The following is a 22,219-nucleotide window of genomic DNA, read 5'->3' on the forward strand; positions in this document are numbered from 1 at the left end:
AGATGGGGGCGGAGCCGCCCTGCATCAAGCCGGATCGGCTTCGCCGGAAGCGAAGCGTTCGCCGACAGAGACCGCAAAGCCGCGCAGGAATTCCCCGGCAGGCAGGCGCCGGCTACCCGGGCGCTGCAACACCGTGCAACGCAGCGCACCCCGGCCGCAGGCGATGACGACGCCGGCCTCGTCGGCGGCCAGCACCGTGCCGGGTTCGCCTGCGGCATCGATCACTTCGGCCGACCAGAACTTGACCACCGTATCGCGCAACGTGGAGGCGAGGCCGGGGAAGGGGTCGAAGGCACGCATCGCGCGTTCCAGCTCGGCCGCCGGCCGGCGCCAGTCGACGGTGGCCTCGGCACGGCCGATCTTGGCGGCATAGCTGACGCCTTCGGCAGGCTGCGGCACCGGCTTCAGTTCATCCAGCCCGGCCAGCGCGGCGACGATGCATTCGCCGCCCAGCACCGCCAGGCGGTCGTGCAGCGTCGCGGTGGTGTCGGTGGGCAGGATCGGCAGGCTGCGCTTGAGCAGCATCGCGCCGGTATCCAGGCCTTCGTCCATCTGCATGATGGTGATGCCTGTCTCGGCGTCGCCGGCCTCGATCGCGCGGTGGATCGGCGCCGCGCCGCGCCAGCGCGGCAGCAGCGAGGCGTGGATGTTGATGCAGCCGCGTCGGGGCAGCTCGAGCACCGCCCTGGGCAGGATCAGCCCGTAAGCGGCCACCACCAGCACGTCGGGCGCACAGGCGGCGAGGCGGGCGCGCTGTTCGTCGGTGCGCAGCCGCTCGGGCTGGTCGACCTCGATGCCGCGCGCCAGTGCAAGCTGCTTGACCGGGCTGGGCGTGAGCTTCATGCCGCGGCCGGCCGGGCGGTCGGGCTGGGTCAGCACCAGCGCCACCTCGTGGCTGGCGGCCAGGATGGCGTCGAGCGCGCAGGCGGCGAATTCGGGCGTGCCGGCGAACGCCACGCGGAGCGGGGCGGCCATCAGGCGGTGATCCGGGCCTTCTTGGCCAGCTTGCTCTTGATGCGGCTGAGCTTGAGCGAAGACAGGTATTCGACGAAGACCTTGCCGTCCAGGTGATCGATCTCGTGCTGAATGCAGACCGCGAGCAGGCCGTCGGCCTCGATCTCGCGCCATTGGCCTTTTTCGTCCTGAGCGCGAACCTTCACACGCTCGGCACGGGTCACTTTCTCGTAGATTCCGGGTACGGACAGGCAGCCTTCCTCGCACACCTGTTCGCCGGAGCGTTCGAGGATCTCGGGGTTGATCAGCGCGATCAGGTCGGTCCTGTCCTCGGACACGTCGATGACGACGACGCGCTCATGGACATTGACCTGGGTCGCGGCCAGTCCGATGCCGGGCGCTTCGTACATGGTTTCGGCCATGTCGGCGACCAGTTGGCGGATTTCGTCGTCGACCGACTCGACCGGCTGCGCAATGGTGTGGAGCCGGGGATCGGGATAGCGGAGGATAGGTAGTAAAGCCATGAATGCTTGCCGCAATAAACCTTTGAGTGCAGAATTTCAAGTGATTTCGCGCATATGCACACGTAATGCACGATAATCCCGGGGCGGTCACGCGGGCGTTTCGGCACCCTGCGCCCACCGTGATTCGACCCAGCCAGGCCGCGGGCGTTCCGGCCTTTGACCGAAGTGCCCCACCCAACCGGAAGCGATCGATGATCCGAATTATATTCCCTCTCCTCGTCGGCATCTCGGCGCTGTTCAGCAGCGCCTCGATCGCCCAGTCCAACGTCCGGCTTGCCGACAACGCGCCCGACAGCTACACCGTCGTCAAGGGCGACACGCTGTGGGACATCTCGGGCCGCTTCCTGAGCGAGCCCTGGCGCTGGCCGGAAGTCTGGCGCATGAACCGCGACCAGATCCGCAACCCGCACCTGATCTACCCCGGCCAGGTCGTGCTGCTCGACCGCAGCGGGCCCTGGCTGAGCATCGGTCGTCGCATCGGCGGCAGCGGCAAGCTGCAGCCGAAGGTGTATGAGGAAACGCTCGAAAACGCCGTGCCGAGCATCCCGGTGCATGTCATCGAGCCGTTCCTGAACAAACCGCTGGTCATCGACCAGGCCAATCTCGAAGGCGCGGCGACCATCGTCGCCACCGAAACCAGCCGCGTGATGACCGGCGCCGGCGACACCGTGTTCGCCAAGAACCTCGATCCCGCCATCGAAGTCTGGCAGATCATGCGCCCGGCCCGCCCGCTGAAGCACCCGCTGACTGGCGAACTGATCGCCTACGAGGCCGACAACCTGGGCAGCGCCCGCGTCACCGCGCATGGCGAGCCGGCAACGCTCGAGATCCTGTCGGCGATCGAGGAAGTGGGCGCCGGCGACCTGCTGCTGCCCAGCGAAGCGCCCAAGGTGTTCTCCTACGTGCCCCATGCGCCCGAGCACGCCGTCGACGGCCATGTGGTGTCGATCCATCGCGGCGTGCAGGAAACCGGCCGCCTGCACGTCGTCGCCCTCGACACCGGTGCCCGCGACGGCGTCGAGCCGGGCCACGTGCTGAGCCTGTTCCGCAACCGCGGCACCGCCGTCTATCGCGGCGACAACGGCAAGGAAACCTTCGTTCTGCCGGAAAAGCGCTACGGCCTGCTGTTCGTGTTCCGCGTGTTCGATCGCGTGTCCTACGCGCTGGTGATGGAAACCGACGGGCCGGTGACGGTCGGCGACGCCGTCCGCAAACCCTGACGCGCCCGCTGCCACCATTGACCGAGGACGACGACCTCATCGACTGGCTGCGGCTGGCCGCCACGCCCGGACTGGGTGCCGACCGGCAACGCAGCCTGCTCGCCGCCTTCGGCCTGCCGCGGCACATCTTCGCCGCCGGGCGCAGCGCCATCACAAGCGTCGTCGGCAGTGCCGCGGCCGATGCCTTGCTCGCCGAACCCCGGCAGGACTGGATCGAACGCGCCCGGGCATGGGCTGCCGAGGACGGCAGCCACATCCTGACCCTGGCCGACGAAGCCTATCCGCGCACCCTGCTCGACATCGCCGATCCGCCGGTGCTGCTCTACGTCAAGGGCGATCCGGCGCTGCTGCAGCGACCGGCGCTCGCCATCGTCGGCGCCCGCAGCGCCACGCCGCAGGGCGGCTCGAACGCCGAAGCCTTCGCCCGCCATCTGGCCGCCCGGGGCTTCACCATCGTCAGCGGCCTGGCGGCAGGCATCGACACCGCCGCCCACCGCGGCGCCCTGGCGGCGGGTGCGGCAGGCGCCGGCACGGTGGCCGTCGTCGGCACCGGCATCGACCGCATCTACCCGGCCCGCAATGCGGCGCTGGCAAGGGAAATTGCCGCCTGCGGCGCCATCGTCAGCGAGTTTCCGCTCGGCACGCCGCCGCTGCAGCACAACTTCCCGCGCCGCAACCGGGTCATCGCCGGCCTGGCGCAGGGCGTGCTGGTGGTCGAGGCGGCGCTCAACAGCGGCTCGCTGATCACCGCGCGGCTGGCAGCCGAAAGCGGACGCGAGGTCTTCGCCATCCCCGGCTCCATCCATTCGCCGCTGTCGCGCGGCTGCCACCGCCTGATCCGCGACGGCGCCAAGCTGGTGGAAACCGCCGAGGACGTGGTCGAGGAGCTGCGCGGCCGGCTCGGCACGCGGCTGCCGGCGCACGCGGCGAAACGCGTCGCCGCACCGCAGGCCAGCCTGGCACTCGACGGCGATGCCGCCCGAGTGATGGAGGCGATCGGCCACGATACCGTCGCCCTCGACACGCTCGCGCAACGCTGCAGCTTGACGGTCGATGCCCTGTACGCCATCCTGCTGCCGCTCGAGCTGGACGGGCAGGTCGCCAGCCTTCCCGGCGGCCGCATCCAGAGAGTCGGGCGCTGAACCACATCGTTCTCCCTTTCACCCGCGCCACGACAGCCTTGCCCGCGTCACCGCCGCTCCCCTTGCCGTTCCATTGAGAGACCGTTTTGTTCGACATCCTCGTCTATCTCTACGAAAGCTACATCCACGCCGACGCCTGCCCGGAATCCGACCAGCTTGCGCGCAAGCTGTCCGCTGCCGGCTTCGAGGAAACAGAAATCGCCAGCGCGCTGGAATGGCTGGCCGGGCTGCAGCACGTGGCGCGCGAAACCCATCCGGCCGGTGCGCCCGACGAGCGCTCGGTCCGCATCTACACCGAGGACGAACAGCTTCACCTGAATGCCGACTGTCGCGGCTTCCTGGCGCTGATGGAAAGCGCCGGCGTGCTGGACGGCGTGCATCGCGAACTGATCATCGAACGCGCGCTCGCGCTGGAGAGTGTCGACATCACGCTCGACCGCCTGAAGGTCATCGTGCTGATGGTGCTGTGGCAGCAGGAGCAACCGATCGACACGCTGATGGTCGATGAACTGCTGAGTGTCGATGAAGACTGGGATTACAGTCCCACGATACATTAGGCAAAATACGGCAGTCCCGACTGCTTGCAAGGCGCGGCGCGGCCTCTTTATCATCCGCGGCTCCAGCCTCCCGACCCCCCCAAGCCGGCATATGCCGGCCCGCCCGACAGCCAGAGAGCATGAGCAAGCAACTGATCATCGCGGAAAAACCTTCCGTCGCACAGGACATCGCCCGTGCGCTCGGCGGCTTCACCAAGGAAAAGGACTACTACGAGTCCGACGAATACGTGCTGTCCTCGGCCGTCGGCCACCTGCTCGAACTCGCGGTGCCGGAGGAATTCGAGGTCAAGCGCGGCAAATGGACCTTCGCCCACCTGCCGGTCATCCCGCCTCACTTCGCAGTCAAGCCGATCGAGAAGACCGAGGACCGCCTGAAGCTGTTGACCCGGCTGATCAAGCGCAAGGACGTCACCGGCCTGATCAACGCCTGTGACGCGGGGCGCGAAGGCGAGTTGATCTTCAATTTCATCGCCCAGCACGCCGGCACCAAAAAGCCGATGCAGCGCCTGTGGCTGCAGTCGATGACGGCGCAGGCGATCCGCGACGGCTTTGCCCACCTGCGCGCCGCGCAGGAAGTCGAAGGCCTGCGCAATGCCGCGATCTGCCGTGCCGAATCCGACTGGCTGATCGGTATTAACGGCACGCGGGCGATGACTGCGTTCAACTCCAAGACCGGCGGCTTCCATCTCACCACCGTCGGCCGCGTGCAGACGCCGACGCTGGCGCTGGTGGTGGAGCGCGAGGAAAAGATCCGCAAGTTCAAGCCGCGCGACTACTGGGAGCTGGAAGCCGACTTCGCCGCTGCGGCCGGGCATTACCCCGGGCGCTGGTTCGACGAGAAGTTCAAGAAGCCGGAAGGCGACGAGCACGCCACCGCCTACCGCATCTGGGACAAGGCCCGGGCCGAGGCCATCCGCGCCAAGTGCGACGGCAAACCGGGCGTGGTCAGCGAGGAATCCAAGCCCTCCACGCAGTTGTCGCCGCTGCTGTTCGACCTCACCAGCCTGCAGCGCGAAGCCAACGGCCGCTTCGGCTTCTCCGCCCGCGTCACGCTGCAGCTGGCACAGGCGCTGTACGAAAAGCACAAGGTGCTGACCTACCCGCGTACCGATTCGCGCGCGCTGCCCGAGGACTACCTCGGCACGGTCGGCGAAGTCATGCGCAACCTGCCCGAGCAGTACGCTCCCTTCGCTGCCGAGATCGCCAGGCAAGGCTGGGTGAAGCCGAACAAGCGCATCTTCAACAACGCCAAGATTTCCGACCACTTCGCCATCATCCCGACCGGCACGCTGCCCAAGAGCCTGTCCGAGGCCGAGCACAAGATCTACGACCTGGTTACCAAGCGCTTCCTGGCGGTGTTCTATCCGGCGGCCGAATACCAGATCACCACCCGCATCACCCGCGTCGAAGGCGAAGCCTTCAAGACCGAGGGCAAGGTGCTGGTCAATCCGGGCTGGCTGGCGATCTACGGCAAGGAAGCCGCCAGCGACGACAAGGATGGCAAGGCAGGCGACGGCAAGGACGGCGGCCCGCAGCTGGTGCCGGTGAAGCAGGGCGAGACGGTGGCCACCGAGGACATCCTGCTCAAGTCGCTGCAGACCAAGCCACCGGCGCGCTTCAACGAAGCCACGCTGCTGTCGGCGATGGAAGGCGCGGGCAAGATGGTGGACGATGAGGAACTGCGCGCGGCGATGGCCGAACGCGGCCTCGGCACGCCGGCCACGCGCGCGCAGATCATCGAAGGGCTGATCACCGAGCAGTACATCCACCGCGAAGGCCGCGAACTGATCCCCAGCGCCAAGGCCTTCTCGCTGATCACGCTGCTGAAGGGCCTGGGTGTGAACGCGCTGACTTCGCCCGAGCTGACCGGCGGCTGGGAATACAAGCTGTCGCGCATGGAGCGGGGAGAACTGAGCCGCGAAGCCTTCATGCAGGAAATCGCCGACATGGCGCGCGAAGTGGTGGAACGCGCCAAGCGCTACGAATCCGACACCGTGCCGGGCGACTTCGTCACGCTGAAGACGCCCTGCCCGAAGTGCGGCGGCGTGGTGAAGGAGAACTACAAGAAGTTCGCCTGCCAGCGCTGCGACTGGAGCACCTGGAAGATCGTCGCCGGCCGCCAGTTCGAATACGACGAGATCGAAACCCTGTTGCGCGAAGGCAAGGTCGGCCCGCTGCTCGGCTTCCGCAACAAGATGGGCCGCCTGTTCAACGCCGAGATCGTGCTCAACGAGGACAAGCAGCCCGCCTTCGACTTCGGCCAGCCGAAGGAAGGCGAGGAAGCCGAAGCGGTCGATTTCTCCGGCCAGCAGAGCGTCGGCGCCTGCCCGAAGTGCAGCAGCCGGGTGTTCGAGCACGGCATGGCCTACGTCTGCGAGAAATCGGTCGGCCCGGGCAAGAGCTGCGACTTCCGTTCCGGCAAGATCATCCTGCAGCAGCCGATCGAGCGCGAACAGATGGCCAGGCTGCTGGCCGAAGGCAGGACCGAACTGCTGAAGGGCTTCGTCTCGGCCCGCACGCGGCGCAAGTTCTCGGCCTTCCTGGTGCGCGGCAAGGACGGCAAGGTCGGCTTCGAGTTCGAGGCCAAGACGCCGAAAGCCGGCGCCAAGGCCGCCGGGGCAAAAGCCGGGAAGACCGCGGTGAATACCGACGAGGAAGCCCCGGCTGCCAAGCCCGAAGCCCCCGCCAGGAAGCGCACGACCCGCAAGACCGGCTGAGCCGGCCCGACCCTCGATACCGCCTCAGACCGGCCTGGCAGCGTCGGCCGCCGCGCGCGAGCGGCGGCCTGCCGTTTTCGGTCCGGGACGATCGCCGCTGCCGCTCAGACGGGCTCTTTCACCGGCACCCGGCCGACCGGGCGCACGCCGGGCAAGCCGCTCTCGAGGATCGCGGTACGCAGGATGTCGATCGCGCCGCTGCGCGGATAGGTGACGCGCCACGCCAGCGCAACCCGGCGCGCCGGCTCGGGCTGCGAGAACGGACGCACCGCCACCAGCGGATACTGCATCGTCGCATCGTCCGCCGCGGAACTCGGCAGCACGGTGACGCCGAGGCCGGTGGCGACCATGTGGCGGATCGTTTCCAGCGAACTGCCCTCCAGCGTGCGCTGCAGGCCGCCGACGTTGCGGCAGCTCGGACAGACTTCCAGCACCTGGTCGCGGAAGCAGTTGCCCGCACCGAGCAGCAGCAACTGGTCCTCGGCCAGCAGGCGGGCATCGACCGCCGCCTCCTGCGTCCATTCATGATCGGCCGGCATCAGGATGCGGAAAGGTTCGTCATACACCGGCTGGGCGACGATGCCGGCCTCCTCGAACGGCAGGCTGATGATGATGACGTCCAGTTCGCCGCGCTTGAGCGCTTCGGCCAGCCGGGCGGTGTAGTTTTCCTGGATGATCAGCGGCATCCGCGGTGCCAGTTGATGCATGCGCGGAATCAGCCGCGGCAGCAGGTAGGGGCCGATCGTGTAGATCACACCGAGGCGCAGCGGGCCGGCCAGCGGGTCCTTGCCCGCGGCGGCGATCTCCTGGATCTGGCTCGCCTCCATCAGCACCTTCTCGGCCTGGGCGACGATGCGGCGGCCGGTTTCGGTGATCTTGACTTCGGTCGCGCTGCGCTCGAAGAGCTGGATGCCGAGTTCTTCCTCGACCTTCTTCACTGCCACCGACAAGGTCGGCTGGGAGACGTGGCATTTCTCCGCAGCGCGGCCGAAATGGCGCTCATGGGCGAGCGCGACGAGATAGCGCAGATCGGTCAAGGTCATGGTCTGCTCCCGCTTGAAATGGTTTTAACCCTCCGGATGGGCTGTCGATGTTACCTTGCCCATCACGCCCCTGCGTGCTTCGATGGCCGCCCGCTTATACTTCGACGTTCTGGAATCATTCGACGGACACGCATGCCGCTCCGCCTGCACCATGCCAGCGCGATGATGCCGCCTCTGCTCGCCTTCACGCTGGCAGGCGATGCCGTTGCCGAGGATGCCTTCTTCCAGCCGCTGCCGGTGGTGCTGAGCGCATCGCGCCTGCCGCAGCCCCTGCAGGATACACCCGGTGCCGTCACCGTCATCGACGCCGACATGATCGCAGCCACCGGCTACCGCGAACTCGCCCGGCTGTTCCGGCTCGTGCCCGGCATGATGGTCGCACAGGAACGCGGCAACCAGCAGTGGGTGACCTACCATGGTCTCAGCGCAGACCATCCGAACCAGATGCAGGTGCTGATCGACGGCCGCTCGGTCTATTCTCCCCACTACTCCGGCGGCGCCAACTGGCGCGCCCTTCCGGTCGTGCTCGAGGACATCGAGCGCATCGAGATCGTGCGCGGCTCCAATTCCGCGAGCTACGGCTCGAACGCCTTTCTCGGCGTGGTCAATCTGGTCACCCGCCATACCGGCGCCGAAGCCGGCCATTCCGTCAGCGCGCGCATCGGCAGCCGCGGCATCGCCGACGTCAGCGGACGGGCGCTGTTGCGCAGCGGCGCGCTCGGCCTGCGGCTGAGCGCGCAGGAGCAGCGCGACGACGGCTGGTCCGGGCTGCACGACGGCCAGCACCTGCGTTCGTTCAACCTCCGCGGCGATCTGGACCTCGGAACCACCGACACGCTGGAGTTCTCCGCCAGCTACGCCACGGCCACGCAGGACGAAGGTTATCCGGACACCTTGTTCGACGGCAGCGGCATCCGCAAGCTCAGGCAGCAGGACTACACGATCCACGCAAGCTGGCGGCATCTGCCCTCATCCGATGAAGAATGGACCGTATCGTGGTACCGCAACCGTGAACACACCCGGGACGACTGGTGGGTCGACTCCTGGGCCAACTGCCCCGTCCACGACGTCCGCGTGGGACACCTCTGCTCGAGGCTGCTGCAAATGCCGCGCTATCGCGGCAACGTCAATAACAACCGCGACACCCTGCGCGACAACGTCTCGCTGCAGCATCGCTTCGCCGCAACGGACGCGCTGCGCCTGCTGTGGGGTAGCGAATGGCGCTACGACCGCATCGATTCGGATTTCCTCTATGACAGCCGCCGCCGCACACGGGAAGAATGGCGGCTGTTCGGCAATGCCGAATGGCGCTCCGCATCCGAATGGCTGTGGAACCTCGGCGCCATGGCCGAGCAGGTCGAAGGCGACCGCGTCCGCTTCGCACCGCGCGTATTCCTGAACTGGCAGCCGCGGGACGACATGACGTGGCGCGTGGGCTATTCGCGCGCCTGGCGCCAGCCCACGCTGCACGAGCTGTGGACCAACGTGCGGATATCGGTCGATGGGCTCGGCGTGGTCAACCAACGCTACACCCCCAACCCCCATCTTCGTCCGCAACGGCTGGATACCTGGGAAATCGGCTACCTCGGCAGCACCCCGTGGGGCGGCCTGCTCGATGTCCGCGCATTCGACGAACACGTCAGGGACTACATCCAGCGCAGGCCCGTCAGGCTCCCGCACCCTTTCGACCCGAGCGAAACCCTGAAGGATGCAACCGATGGCGACCCCTTCCTGATCCATCGCATCATGGGTTCCACGCAGTGGTCCAATGCACCCGGCAGCATTCGCCTCCGCGGCCTGGAATACCAGCTTTCACTACAGCCGCGGGCAGCCACGACGCTGTCGTTCACCCATACCCTCATCCAGCGCCGGGCCGACGACAAGGCCGTGCGGGGCAGCGTCCCGCCCTACACGGCGACGCTGACCTGGGTGGAGCGGCTCGGCAACTGGCGATCGACGATGAGCCTGCTGCGCATGGGGCCGCTCGCGGCCACGACCGGCGACGTTCCCGGCCTGCATTACACCGTGTCCTCCTACACCAGCCTGGACTGGAGCATCGCCCGCGGCCTGCGCATCGGCGACCGTTCGATGGATGTGCGCCTGACGGCCATCAACCTCCTCGGCAGGCACCAGGAACTGGCGCACAAGCCGCTGCAGTCGATGCCGCAGCACCGGCATCGCGAACCCAACAAGGCGGATAGGCAGGTCTTCCTGACCGTGAGCATGCCTCTCTGAGGCAAGCCGGGATCCTGCGGCGGAAAAATCGTCCGGAAGGCTTGATCCCGGCCTGCTTCATCCCAAATTTGCAATCAGATGTGTGCAGTGGAACAGTCTCGGCGAATCGACGTCCACTGCTGTCGTCGGCACTGAACAACTACGGAATCGATCATGCGCAAACATCTTGTGACCACTGTTCTCGCTCTCTCCATCGCTGCCGCGCTGCCCGGCACGGCCCTGATTCCCGCCGTCCATGCCCAGGCCGCGCCAGCGGCCTCGCTGGTGTCGCCGAACCGCTACGGCCTGCCGGACTTCGGCGATCTGGTCGAACAGGTCGGCCCGGCGGTGGTGAATATCAGCGTCGTGCAGCAGCAACAGACGGCGGGCGGCCAGAATCCGTTCGCCAACGATCCTTTCTACGACTTCCTGCGCCGCTTCGGCGTACCGATGCCGGGTTTCCCCGGCCAGCCCGGCATGGGGCCGCGCGCCCGGCAGGGCATCGGTTCGGGCTTCATCGTCAGCCACGACGGCTACGTGCTGACCAATGCCCACGTCGTCGCCGGCGAGGATGGCGACGCGGCGCTGTCCGAAGTCACCGTGACGCTGATCGACAAGCGCGAGTTCAAGGCCAAGGTCGTCGGCATCGACCGCCGCACCGACGTCGCGCTGCTGAAGATCGAGGCCAGGGACCTGCCGGTGGTGAAGATCGGCAAGGCCGACGAAGCCCGCGTCGGCGAATGGGTGGTGGCGATGGGCTCGCCCTTCGGCTTCGACAACACCGTCACCGCCGGCATCATCTCGGCCAAGGCGCGCCGCCTGCCGGACGAGACCTACGTACCCTTCATCCAGACCGACGTCGCAATCAACCCCGGCAACTCGGGCGGGCCGCTGTTCAACCTCGCCGGCGAGGTCATCGGCATCAACTCGCAGATCTATTCGCGCTCGGGCGGCTTCATGGGCATTTCGTTCGCGATCCCGATCGACGTCGCCATGAACGTCAAGGATCAGCTCGCCACCCATGGCCGCGTGCAGCGCGGCCGCCTCGGCATCGGCATCCAGAGCGTCGACAAGGATCTCGCCCAGTCCTTCGGCCTGCCTGACGCGCGCGGCGCCCTGGTGGCCAGCGTGGAGCCGGGCAGCGCCGCCGACAAGGCCGGCATCCAGGCCGGTGACGTGGTGCTGAGCCTGGACGGCAAGCGCATCGACGACATGGCCGACCTGCCGCGCGCAGTCGGCGAGAAGCGCCCCGGCACCCGCATCCGCATGGAAATCTGGCGCGACGGCCGCAGCCGCGACGTGGTGGCGACGCTGGACGAAATGACGAACGACAACATCGCCGCCGCCCCGGTGCCGAGCCAGGTCGAAAACATCGATGCCGGTCTCGGCCTCAGCGTGCGGACACTGACTTCGCAGGAGGCGGCCCAGCTGCAGTTGCGCGGCGGCCTGGTGGTGGAAAGCGTGGATGGTGCCGCCGCACGCGCCGGCCTGCGCAACGGCGACGTCATCATCGCGCTCAACAACAATGCCGTCACCAACGTCGCCGACTTCCGCAAGCTGGTCCGGGCGGCCGGCAAACGCTTCGCACTGCTGATCCAGCGCGGTGAATCGCGCATCTACGTGCCGCTGCGGCTGGAGTGACGCAAGACGGGGGCCGGCCCCGCCCCGGCCCCCACGAATCCGTTCAGGCCCGGCACCTCACACCCGGAAGCGCCCGACCGATTCCTGCAGCCGTGCCGCCAGCCGTTCCAGCTCGCGCGCCGCCTGCACCGTCTGCCCGATGGCGAGATCGTTCTCGCTCGCCATGCCGGCGATGTCGTCGATGCCGGATGCCACCGATGCGCTGGAGCGGCGCTGCTCGGCCGTTGCGGTGGCAATGCGGTCCAGCCCTTCGCCTACTTCGGCGACCAGCAGGTTTGCCGCACCCAGCACCTGCGAAACACCATCCGCCACCACTCGGCTCGATTCGAGGTGGGCCAGGCCGCTCTCGATCGCCCCTCTCACCGAATCCGAACGCTGCCCGATCTCGTGCGTGATGCCGTCGATCTCGCCCGCCGAGCGCGCCGACTTCTCGGCCAGCTTGCGCACTTCGTCGGCAACCACCGCAAAGCCGCGCCCCTGCTCGCCGGCGCGTGCCGCTTCGATCGCGGCATTCAGCGCCAGCAGGTTGGTCTGCTCGGCAATCTCGCGCATCTCCTGCGTCATGCGTGAAATGGCTTGCGTCGATTCGATGAAATCACCGACCGTGCCCGCCATCTGGCGCACTGCCGACTCGACCTGCTCCATCTCGCCGATCAGTTGCCGCACGCTCTGCTCGCCTTCGCGCGAATGCGCCAGGCTGGCATGCGAACGTTCGCGTACCTCGGCCGCATTGTCGGCAATGTGCGTGATGCTGCCGCTCATCTGCTCGACTGCGGCGCTGGCCGTTGCCGAACGTTCGTTCTGCCGGTGCGAGCGCTGGCCGAGATCATCGGCGCCCTCCGCCAGATGCCGCGCCGCCCGTGCCACTTCGTCGGCCGCCGCGCCGACCTCGCGCACGAGCACCGCGATGACGGCCATCATGTCGTTGAATGAATCCGCGGTACGGCCGATCTCGTCCTTGCCGGCCCGTTCGAGACGGCGCGTCAGGTCGCCGCCGCCTTGCGCGATTTCGGCGAGGCCGGCAGCCAGACCGGACAGGGGGCGGGCAACGAAGCGGCGGATGAAGAAGAACACGAAGCCCAGTAGCGGCAGCGACGCCAGCGCGGCGAAGACGATGCTCTTGTTGCGAAACTCGGTCACTGCCGCCTCCGCCCGGTCGAGCGAGACGCGCATGCTGACCGCACCCAGCGGCACCCCTTCGGCAACCTGATGGCAGGTGATGCAGTCCTTGCCCAGCCAGTCCTTCGACGCCAGCGCCGGTATGACCACGCGCAGATGCTCGCCATGTTCCGCGCCGTGCTCCACCGCCATGTGGGTCCGGCCGTCGGCCAGCGCCCGGCGCTCGGCCTCGTCGAGCGGAACTTCGCCGGCCTCGCCCGGGCCGAAAATCCGGCTGGTCTCCTCGCCGCGGATCACCTTCAGGTCGCGCACCACCGACAATTCCTTGATCTGGTCGAGAAACACGTCGCGCTGGGCCACGGTGCCGGTGATCATCATGCCGGTCAGCCCGGCCATGGTCATTTCGTTGACCGTGGCGGCGAAATCCCTCGCCTGCCCGATCGCCATGTCGCGGGTCACGCGCGTTTCCCACACGATCATGCTTCCCCAGGCAAGCACCAGCATCAGCCAGATCGCGGCGGTCAACCTGAACCAGATCGGAGTATCCGCAAAGCGGCGCATCATTCCCTCTCTCCACAACTACGATGGCGGGCCCAAACACTCCATCGGCGGGCCCGTCTCCCATCAACGGCCGGAAAGCCCGCATTCTTGAGCCGGCATCGCGGGGTTTGATCGCTACCGTGCAAACAGAATATCATTATGCGCTGATATAAGATGCATTGAACCAACGCGGAAGCCACGCTGTCGCAGGGCGGTCCGGTTCCAGGACGAACCCGTCGCCCTCCTTGGCGTCATTTTTTCAACCACACTCCAAAGCAGCAACGAGGTAACAATGAAGAAGATCATCGCACTCGGCATCCTTGCCCTTTCCGTCGCCGGCACCGCATCCGCCCAGGTGAAGCCCGAAGACCAGATCAAGTACCGCCAGGCCGGCTACAGCTTCATGTCCTGGAACATGGGCAAGATCAAGGCCAACCTCGAAGGCGAATTCAACGCCCAGCAGGTCCAGGCCGCCGCCAACGCCATCGCCGCCATCTCCGGCTCGGGCATGGGCGCGCTGTTCGGCCCCGGCACCGAAAAGGACATCGGCAACGTCAGGACGCGCGTGAAGCCCGAGTTCTTCCAGAACATGGACGATGTCGCCAAGCTCGCCACCGACCTGAATACCGCCTCGAACAATCTGGTTGCCGCCGCCGCCACCGGCGACAAGGCTGCGGTGCAGAAGGCCTTCGGCGACACCGGCGGCACCTGTAAGGCCTGCCACGACAAGTATCGCGCGGACTGAAACACACCCGTGACCGACATGAAAAAAGCCGCAGATTCGCGGCTTTTTTCATTTTCGTACGCCCGCCCGCAGACGGGCACCCATGCGGCAGGCTTGCCGCCCGCGATCACCAGGCGGGAACGGCCTGGGCCGGAGGCGGCGGCGGCGGTGGCAGCAGCCCGCCCATTGCCGCCCACACCGCGAAACCTGCCACTGCCAGTGCCAGGATGAAAGCGACCGTGCCGCCACCTTGCGCCGATTTCAGCTCGGGATCGGACACTTCCTTGAAGCCGGTGATCATCGGCTTCACCAGGTTGTCCTTCTTCACGTGCGCGTAGAAAAGAACCGCCAGCACGTGCAGCGCAACCAGCGCGATGGTGATCCAGAAATTCTGCCGGTGCAGGCCACTGAGCCAGTCGCTGGTGTCCTTGCTCACCAGCGCGTAGAGCGGCCCCTCGAAAGCGATGTCGTCGTTCGCCACCAAGCCACTGACCACCTGGAAGCCCAGGATCGCCAGCAGCACCAGCACCGACAGCGCGCCGAGCGGGTTATGCCCGACGCCGCGCCATTGCCCGCGCAGATAGGCGACGATGCCGCCCGGCCCCGGCACGAAGTTGGCGAAACGCGCGTAGGTCGAGCCGATCACGCCCCACATCAGGCGGAAGACCAGCAGCCCGCCGATCGCAATGCCCAGCCAGCCATGCCAGACGATCAGGTTGCCGCCGATCAGTGCCGTACAGTAGGCCGCGACGACGAGCAGCACCAGCGTCCAGTGGAAAATGCGCGTGGGGATATCCCACACAAGTATCTTGCGGATGTTCATGGATTGTTCCTGTTGGATGGTCCGGAATGCTCGGTGATCTGGAGAACGACAAATCCGGCCGGCCAGAGTTCCGCAGCGCAGCATCGCAAGCGGCAGTACAGACTGTAGCAAAGGCCGGTCGCCGCTCGTCGGCGAGGACCGCTAGAATCAGCTTCCCGGCCACCCCACCCTCCTGCGCAAACCCCCGCGATGACCAAGAAAAAAAGACGCATTTTCTGCCTGACCGCCCTGCTCGCCATCCTGGCGTTCGGCATCTGGCATTTCAAGGTCGTTCCGTTCGCATATTACTGGATGACGATGAAGAGCCACTCGGCCGAGTGGCAGGAGAAGGGCGTCTGGCTGCCCTTCTACCGTGTCGCGGTCGAGGCCCGGCCGATCGAGGGCATCGAACGCAATGCCTCGGGGCTGACCTTCAACCCCGCGACCGGCACGCTGTTCTCCGTCACCAATGCGCCGCAGGAAGTGATCGAACTCGATACCGAGGGCCGCCTGCTGCGGCGGATTCCGATCCACGGCGGCCAGGATCCGGAAGGTATCGCCCACATCGACGGCGACGTCTTCGTCATCGCCGACGAGCCGGACCAGCAACTCTACCGCGTCATCATCGGCGCCGACACCGACAGCATCGACCTGCGCGGCGTGCCGCGCCTGGGGCTGGCGATCGATCTGTACAAGAATCGCGGATTCGAGGGCGTGTCGTGGGATTCCACCACCCAGCGCCTGTTCGTCGTCAAGGAAAAGGCACCGCTGCGGGTGTTCGCCATCGCCGGTCTGCCCGGACTGCTGAAGGGCAGCGCCTTCGACCTGCAGATCAGCGAATGGACGTCGTCGAAAGCATCCGCGCTGTTCATGACCGACCTGTCCTCGCTGACCGTTCACGAACCGACCGGCAACATGCTGCTGCTGAGCGACGAATCGGCGCTGATCGTCGAATACGCGCCGGACGGCAGCCCGGTCAGCATGCTGCCGATGTGGAAAGGCTGGCACGGCCTGTCATCGATGGTGCCGCAGGCCGAAGGGCTCACGACCGGGCCGGACGGCGCCATCTACGTACTGTCGGAACCCAACCTGTTCTACCGCTTCGAGCGGGAACCACGGCCGCAGTGGGCCGAAGGATCAGCCCGCAGAGTGGGTAGAACCTCAGGCGAAACCCACCGATCTCGATGATGGGTGGATTTCGCCCGAGGCTTGACGGGCGGGTCTCGCTTCGCTCTGCCTACGTGGCCCGACCCACCCTGCTACTGGCCTGCGCCCTTTGCGCGGCTGGCGAGGAATTCCCGCAGATAGCGGCCGGTGTGCGAGCCCTCCGTCGCCATCGCCGTTTCCGGCGGGCCTTCAGCCACCACCCGGCCGCCGCCGTCGCCGCCTTCCGGGCCGAGATCGATCAGCCAGTCGGCTTCGGCCATCACGTCCAGATCGTGTTCGATCACCAGCACGGTATGGCCGGCATCGGCGAGGCGGTGCAACACGCGGATCAGCTTGTCGACGTCGGCCATGTGCAGGCCCACGGTCGGCTCGTCGAGTACGTACAGGCTGTGCTTGTCGGCCGGCAGCGGCACGCCGCCGGTGTCCTCGGCATCGCCGGGGCGGCGGCGCACCTTGGCCAGCTCGGTGACCAGCTTGATGCGCTGGGATTCGCCGCCGGACAGCGTCGGGCTGGGCTGGCCCAGGGTCAGGTAGCCGAGGCCGACGTCCTGCAACAGTTGCAGCGGATGGGCGATGGTCGGATGGGCGGCGAAGAAATCGACCGCTTCGTCCACCGGCATCGCCAGCACTTCGGCCACCGTCCGCTCCTTCCAGCGCACCGCTAGCGTCTCGGGGTTGAAGCGGGCGCCGCCGCAGCCCTCGCACGGCGTCTTCACGTCGGGCAGGAAGTTCATCTCGACCGTGGTCTGGCCGGCGCCGTCGCATACCGGGCAGCGGCCGGCGCCGGTGTTGAAGGAGAAGCGCGATGCGCTCCAGCCGCGCGTGCGGGCCTCGAAGGTGTCGGCGAACAGCTTGCGGATCGCGTCCCAGAAGCCGACGTAGGTCGCCGGGCAGGAACGCGGTGTCTTGCCGATCGGGGTCTGGTCGACTTCCAGCACGCGGCCGACCTGCTGCCAGCCGTGCATGGCCTTGCAGCCGACCAGCGGCTGATTCACTTCGGCCGGCTGGGCCTGGCCGCGGCGGCGGGCGCGGGTGGCTTCGGGATCGCCGAGGCGGGCGCGCAGGTTGGCGTGGATGACGTCGCGCGCCAGGCTGGACTTGCCCGAGCCGGACACGCCGGTGACCACGCTCAGGCGGGCGAGCGGAATGCGCACCGAGACGTCCTGCAGGTTGTGCAGCCTTGCACCTTCGACGCGGATCGAAGGATGATCCTTGAGCACCGGCCGGCGCGGCCGCAGCGGGTGCTGCAGCGGATGGCGAAAGCACTCGCCGGTCGCCGACGCGGGTGCGGCGAGCAGATCGGCGATGCCGCCTTCGGCCACCACCTGGCCGCCGCGCACACCGGCGCCGGGGCCGAGGTCGATGACGTGGTCGGCGCGGCGGATGGTGTCCTCGTCGTGCTCGACCACCAGCAGCGTGTTGCCGCGGTCGCGCAGGGCTTCCAGGGTATCGAGCAGCAGGCGGTTGTCGCGCGGATGCAGGCCGATCGTCGGTTCGTCGAGGATGTAGCAGACGCCGCGCAGGTTGGAACCGAGCTGCGCCGCCAGCCGGATGCGCTGCGCCTCGCCGCCCGACAGCGTGGGCGCGGCGCGGTCGAGCGCGAGGTAGCCCAGGCCGACGTGCTGCAGGAAGGCCAGGCGGCCGCGGATTTCGGCGACGAGGTCGCGCGCGATGTCGGTTTCGCGCTCGTTCAGCGTCAGATCGCCGAAGAAGACGGCAGCTTTATCCACCGGCCAGGCCGCGAGCTGGTGCAGGCCGAGCTCACGGAAGCGCACCGCCCGCGCCACCGGATTCAGCCGCGCGCCGTGGCAGGCCGGGCAGGGCTCGTCGCTGACGATGACGCCTTCGGCATCGCCGAGATCGAGCGCATCCGGGTCTTCGATGCGCGGCGCGGTCTTCAGCCCGGTGCCGAAGCACTTCGGACACCAGCCGTGCTTGGCGTTGTACGAGAACAGGCGCGGATCGGGCTCGGGGAAGCCGGTGCCGCAGCTCGGGCAGGCGCGCAGCGTGGAGAAGGTGATCGGTTCCGCGCCCAGCTTGCCGAGCGCGAGCACCTTGATCACGCCCTTGCCGATCTCCAGGGCCTGCCGGACGAACTCGCGCAGCGTGGCTTCGTGCTCCGGTTCGACCACCACCATGCCGGTGGGCAGCTCGATGTTGTGTTCCTTGTAGCGGTCGAGCCGCGGCCACTTCGCCGTCGGCAGGTATTCGCCATCGACGCGCAGCTGCGTGTGGCCCTTGCTGCGCGCCCATTTGGCGAGGTCGGTGTACAAGCCCTTGCGATTGACCACCAGCGGCGCCAGCACTTCGACCGAAGCGCCGCGCAACTCGCGCTGGATCTGCGCGACGATGGCCTCGAAGCTCTGCGGCGTCACCGGCACATTGCAGTCCGGGCAGAACTGGGTGCCCAGCTTCACGTACATCAGGCGCAGGAAGGGGTGGATCTCGGTCAGCGTCGCCACCGTGCTCTTGCGCCCGCCGCGGCTGGTGCGCTGCTCGATCGCCACCGTCGGCGGAATGCCGAACAGGCCATCGACATCGGGCCGGCTCGCCGGCTGCACGAACTGGCGCGCATAGGCGTTGAGCGATTCCAGGTAGCGGCGCTGGCCTTCGCCGAAGACGATGTCGAAGGCCAGCGTCGATTTGCCCGAGCCCGACAAGCCGGTGATGACGCTGAAGCGGTCGCGCGGAATGCTCAGGCTGACGTTCTTCAGGTTGTGTTCGCGCGCATGGCGGATCTCGATCGCCGGCGCCGCGATCGCGCGGTAGCGCACCGCCGGTTCGGCAGCCAGCAGCGCCTTACCGGAAGCCTGGCCGGCCGCTTCGCTGCGCGTGCGCTCGAGCGCTTCAGCGTATTCGCGCAACGCAGCGCCGGTATGGGAGGTTTCGTGGCCACGCACCACGTTCGGCGGGCCTTCGGCCACGATCATGCCGCCGCCCTCGCCACCTTCGGGGCCGAGGTCGATGATCCAGTCAGCGGCAGCGATCACGTCCAGGTTGTGCTCGATGACGATCAGCGAATGGCCGGCCTGCAACAGCTTGTCGAAGGCGCCTAGCAGCTTGGCGACATCCTCGAAATGCAGGCCGGTGGTGGGTTCGTCGAACAGGAAGAGCAGGCCGGGTTCGGTTCCGGGTCTGGCGCTGTCCCCTGTTTTTTCCCCAAAGTTATCCACAGGCCTGGCTTTGCGTACAGTCTTCTTCTGCGCCGCCCCGGCAAGATGGCCGGCGAGCTTCAGGCGCTGGGCTTCGCCGCCGGACAGCGTCGGCACCGGCTGGCCGAGGCACAGGTAGTCGAGGCCGACGTCGGCCAGCGGCGCCAGCGCGGCGAGCGCCTTGGGATGCTCGCGGAAGACGTCCAACGCCTCATGCACGGTGAGTTCGAGCACGTCCGCGACCGACAGGCCATTCCATTTCAATTCAAGCACTTCCGGCCGGTATCGCTTGCCATCGCAGTCCGGGCAGCGCAGCCAGACGTCGGACAGGAACTGCATTTCGACGTGCTCGAAACCCGAACCGGTACAGGTCGGGCAGCGGCCGTGGCCAGCATTGAAGCTGAAGGTTCCCGGGGTGTAGCCGCGCTGCCTGGCCTCCGGCAGGGTGGCGAACAAGGCCCGGATGGGGTCCCAGGCGCCGACGTAGCTGACCGGGTTGGAGCGCGAGCTCTTGCCGATCGGCGACTGGTCGACCATGACCACGCCGCGCAAGTTATCCACATTTTCCAGGCGATCGAAATCGCCCGGCGCTTCGCTGATCGACTCGCCGAAATGCTTGGCCAGCGCCGGGTACAGCACATCCTGGATCAGCGTGGATTTGCCCGAGCCGGACACGCCGGTCAGGCAGCTCAGCCGGCCTAGCGGGAAGGCGACGTCGATGTTGCGCAGGTTGTGCTGCCGGGCGCCCATCAGCTTCAGCCGCGGCGTGGCGGCATCGACAGGACGCGGCGGGCGGTCGATGTCGATGCGCTTGCGGCCGGCCAGCCAGGGGCCGGTCACCGAACCGGGATCGGCGGCGATCTCGGCCGGCGTGCCGCGCGCGACGATGTTGCCGCCGCGTTCGCCGGGGCCGGGACCGATCTCGAGCAGTTCGTCGGCAGCGACCATCACCTGCGGGTCGTGCTCCACCACCACCAGCGTGTTGCCGGCATCGCGCAGGCGCGTCATCACGCCGAGGATGCGGCCGATGTCGCGCGGGTGCAGGCCGATCGACGGCTCGTCGAGCACGAACAGGGTATTGACCAGCGAGGTGCCGAGCGCGGTCGTCAGGTTGATGCGCTGCACCTCGCCGCCCGACAGCGTGCGCGACTGGCGGTCCAGCGTCAGGTAGCCCAGACCGACGTCGGCAAGATAGTCCATCCGGCTGCGGATCTCGCCCAGCACCAGTTCGGTGGCCTCGTCGGCGGCGCCGGGCAGGCCGAGCGCCGCCACCGCGTCGCGCACGCGATCGACCGGCAGCGCCATCAACTCGTGGATCGCCAACCCGCGCGCATCGCCGGCGCCTTCGACCTTGACCGGCAGGCGCCACAGCAAGGCATCCGGCTTCAGCCGCGCGCCGTGGCAGGCCGGGCATTCCGTGTAGCTGCGGTAACGCGACAGCAGCACGCGGATGTGCATCTTGTAGGCCTTGCTCTCCAGCCAGTCGAAGAAGTGACGCACGCCGTACCACAGGCGCGGCCAGGAGCTGTCCCAGCTCTTCCACTTCGGATCGCCTTCGAACAGCCACTGGCGATGCTCGGGCGGCAGGTCGCGCACCGGGATGTTCATCGCCACGCCGTACTTCTTCGCCATCTTCGCCAGGTCGTCCTGGCATTCGCGGAAGCTTTCGGTCTGCCAGGGCTTGACCGCGCCCTCGGCAAGCGTCTTCGACTCATCCGGCACCACCAGGCTGTAATCGACACCGATCACGCGGCCGAAGCCGCGGCAGGTCTCGCAGGCGCCGATCGGCGAATTGAACGAGAACAGGCCGGGGGTGGCCTCGGCATAGTGGATGTCGCATTCGGCGCAGTGCAGGCCGGAGGAGTAGCGCCATACGGCCTCGCCGTCCGCCGAAGCGGAATCCGGCTTCACGCCCTCGCCCGAGGCATGAACCGACATGCGGCCATTGCCGCGCAGCAGCGCGGTTTCCAGCGCTTCGGCCAGACGGGCTTCATCGGCGTTCGAGGCACGGAAGCGATCCTGCACCACCATCAGCATGTCGCCCTCGCCGCCCTTGCCGGCGATGCGTTGCTGGATGCGGGTGTAGCCCTGCGCATTGAGCAGGCCGGCGACTTCTTCCTCGCTGAAGTTGGCCGGCACCGGCACCGGGAAGCACACCACCAGGCGCGGATCACCCTCTGCCTCGGCGCGCGCCCTGAGGTCGGCGGCGATGCTGGCGGCCGAATCGCGCCGCACCGGCTTGCCGCAGCAACGGCAGTGCAGATGCGCCGCGCGCGCGTACAGCAGCTTGAAGTGGTCGGCCAGCTCGGTCATGGTGCCGACCGTCGAGCGCGAGGTGCGCACCGGGTTGGTCTGGTCGATCGCGATCGCCGGCGGCACGCCTTCGATGCGGTCGACCTGCGGCTTGTCCATGCGGTCGAGGAACTGGCGCGCGTAGGGCGAGAAGGTCTCGACATAGCGGCGCTGGCCCTCGGCGTACAAGGTGTCGAACACCAGCGAGGATTTGCCCGAGCCGGACACGCCGGTAACGACGGTCAGGCGGTTCAGCGGCAGGTCGAGCGAGAGGTTGCGCAGGTTGTTCTGGCGCGCGCCGCGGATGCGGATGGCGGCGGGATCGTGGTCGGCGGCGGACATGGCTCGCGGGAAAGTCGCACAAGGCGACATTCTAAGGCTTGGCCCGCGCCGGACCGAATCCCTTACCAG

14 protein-coding genes are annotated in these 22,219 nt (G+C 67.4%); 8 read left to right on the forward strand and 6 right to left on the reverse strand.

Annotated elements, in window-relative coordinates; genetic code table 11:
- Positions 1 to 24: 24 nt before the first annotated feature.
- Together fmt and def are read right to left on the reverse strand one after the other, a co-directional pair.
- Positions 25 to 975, reverse strand: a complete 951-nt coding sequence (gene fmt, locus TBU01S_RS05560) for a methionyl-tRNA formyltransferase (protein WP_068635650.1) — start codon at positions 973 to 975, stop codon at positions 25 to 27.
- Complete coding sequence (gene def / locus TBU01S_RS05565; RefSeq protein WP_068635651.1) at positions 975 to 1,478, reverse strand: peptide deformylase; 504 nt, start codon at positions 1,476 to 1,478, stop codon at positions 975 to 977. The genes fmt and def overlap by 1 nt, the downstream gene beginning before the upstream one ends.
- A gap of 191 nt (positions 1,479 to 1,669) precedes the next feature.
- Here def and TBU01S_RS05570 point away from each other — a divergent pair, with 191 nt between their 5' ends.
- The 4 genes from TBU01S_RS05570 (at position 1,670) to TBU01S_RS05585 (ending at position 7,114) form a co-directional block, all read left to right on the forward strand.
- Complete coding sequence (locus TBU01S_RS05570) at positions 1,670 to 2,698, forward strand: LysM peptidoglycan-binding domain-containing protein (protein WP_068635652.1); 1,029 nt, start codon at positions 1,670 to 1,672, stop codon at positions 2,696 to 2,698.
- Positions 2,699 to 2,715: 17 nt separating this feature from the next.
- Entirely contained in the window at positions 2,716 to 3,840 is a 1,125-nt protein-coding gene (gene dprA / locus TBU01S_RS05575; protein ID WP_068635653.1) for a DNA-processing protein DprA, read from the forward strand.
- An 86-nt stretch (positions 3,841 to 3,926) separates the two neighbouring features.
- Positions 3,927 to 4,397, forward strand: a complete 471-nt coding sequence (locus TBU01S_RS05580; protein ID WP_068635654.1) for a Smg family protein — start codon at positions 3,927 to 3,929, stop codon at positions 4,395 to 4,397.
- Positions 4,398 to 4,516: 119 nt separating this feature from the next.
- Entirely contained in the window at positions 4,517 to 7,114 is a 2,598-nt protein-coding gene (locus TBU01S_RS05585) for a DNA topoisomerase III (protein ID WP_068635655.1), read from the forward strand.
- A gap of 104 nt (positions 7,115 to 7,218) precedes the next feature.
- On the opposite strand, the gene TBU01S_RS05590 is transcribed toward TBU01S_RS05585, so the two are convergent.
- Positions 7,219 to 8,157: a hydrogen peroxide-inducible genes activator gene (locus tag TBU01S_RS05590; protein ID WP_068635656.1), complete on the reverse strand. Its 939-nt coding sequence runs from the start codon at positions 8,155 to 8,157 to the stop codon at positions 7,219 to 7,221.
- Positions 8,158 to 8,289: 132 nt separating this feature from the next.
- On the opposite strand from TBU01S_RS05590, the gene TBU01S_RS05595 reads away from it, so the two are divergent.
- Both TBU01S_RS05595 and TBU01S_RS05600 read left to right on the forward strand, forming a co-directional pair.
- A complete protein-coding gene (locus TBU01S_RS05595) occupies positions 8,290 to 10,392 on the forward strand; it encodes a TonB-dependent receptor plug domain-containing protein (RefSeq protein ID WP_068635657.1) in 2,103 nt (700 codons plus the stop codon).
- A gap of 153 nt (positions 10,393 to 10,545) precedes the next feature.
- On the forward strand, positions 10,546 to 12,012 hold the full coding sequence (locus tag TBU01S_RS05600) for a DegQ family serine endoprotease (protein ID WP_068635658.1): 1,467 nt from the start codon (positions 10,546 to 10,548) through the stop codon (positions 12,010 to 12,012).
- Between the two features lie 57 nt (positions 12,013 to 12,069).
- Here the strand turns inward: TBU01S_RS05600 and TBU01S_RS05605 are convergent, their stop codons facing one another.
- Complete coding sequence (locus tag TBU01S_RS05605) at positions 12,070 to 13,692, reverse strand: methyl-accepting chemotaxis protein (RefSeq protein WP_174524509.1); 1,623 nt, start codon at positions 13,690 to 13,692, stop codon at positions 12,070 to 12,072.
- Positions 13,693 to 13,963: 271 nt separating this feature from the next.
- Here TBU01S_RS05605 and TBU01S_RS05610 point away from each other — a divergent pair, with 271 nt between their 5' ends.
- Positions 13,964 to 14,416, forward strand: a complete 453-nt coding sequence (locus TBU01S_RS05610) for a c-type cytochrome (protein ID WP_068635660.1) — start codon at positions 13,964 to 13,966, stop codon at positions 14,414 to 14,416.
- Between the two features lie 106 nt (positions 14,417 to 14,522).
- Here TBU01S_RS05610 and TBU01S_RS05615 read toward each other — a convergent pair whose 3' ends face one another.
- Positions 14,523 to 15,218 carry a cytochrome b/b6 domain-containing protein gene (locus TBU01S_RS05615; RefSeq protein ID WP_068635661.1) on the reverse strand — a complete coding sequence of 232 codons (696 nt, stop codon included), beginning with the start codon at positions 15,216 to 15,218 and terminating at the stop codon, positions 14,523 to 14,525.
- 189 nt (positions 15,219 to 15,407) lie between these two features.
- Here TBU01S_RS05615 and TBU01S_RS05620 point away from each other — a divergent pair, with 189 nt between their 5' ends.
- Positions 15,408 to 16,385 (forward strand): SdiA-regulated domain-containing protein, encoded by a 978-nt coding sequence (locus TBU01S_RS05620; protein WP_068635662.1) that lies wholly within the window; start codon positions 15,408 to 15,410, stop codon positions 16,383 to 16,385.
- A gap of 71 nt (positions 16,386 to 16,456) precedes the next feature.
- On the opposite strand, the gene uvrA is transcribed toward TBU01S_RS05620, so the two are convergent.
- The gene (gene uvrA, locus TBU01S_RS05625) at positions 16,457 to 22,150 is read right to left on the reverse strand and encodes an excinuclease ABC subunit UvrA (protein ID WP_174524508.1); all 5,694 of its coding nucleotides are present in this window, start codon (positions 22,148 to 22,150) and stop codon (positions 16,457 to 16,459) included.
- Positions 22,151 to 22,219: the final 69 nt, after the last annotated feature.

Origin of the sequence: Thauera butanivorans NBRC 103042, from assembly GCF_001591165.1 — a bacterium.
In the GTDB taxonomy this organism is placed as follows: domain Bacteria; phylum Pseudomonadota; class Gammaproteobacteria; order Burkholderiales; family Rhodocyclaceae; genus Thauera; species Thauera butanivorans.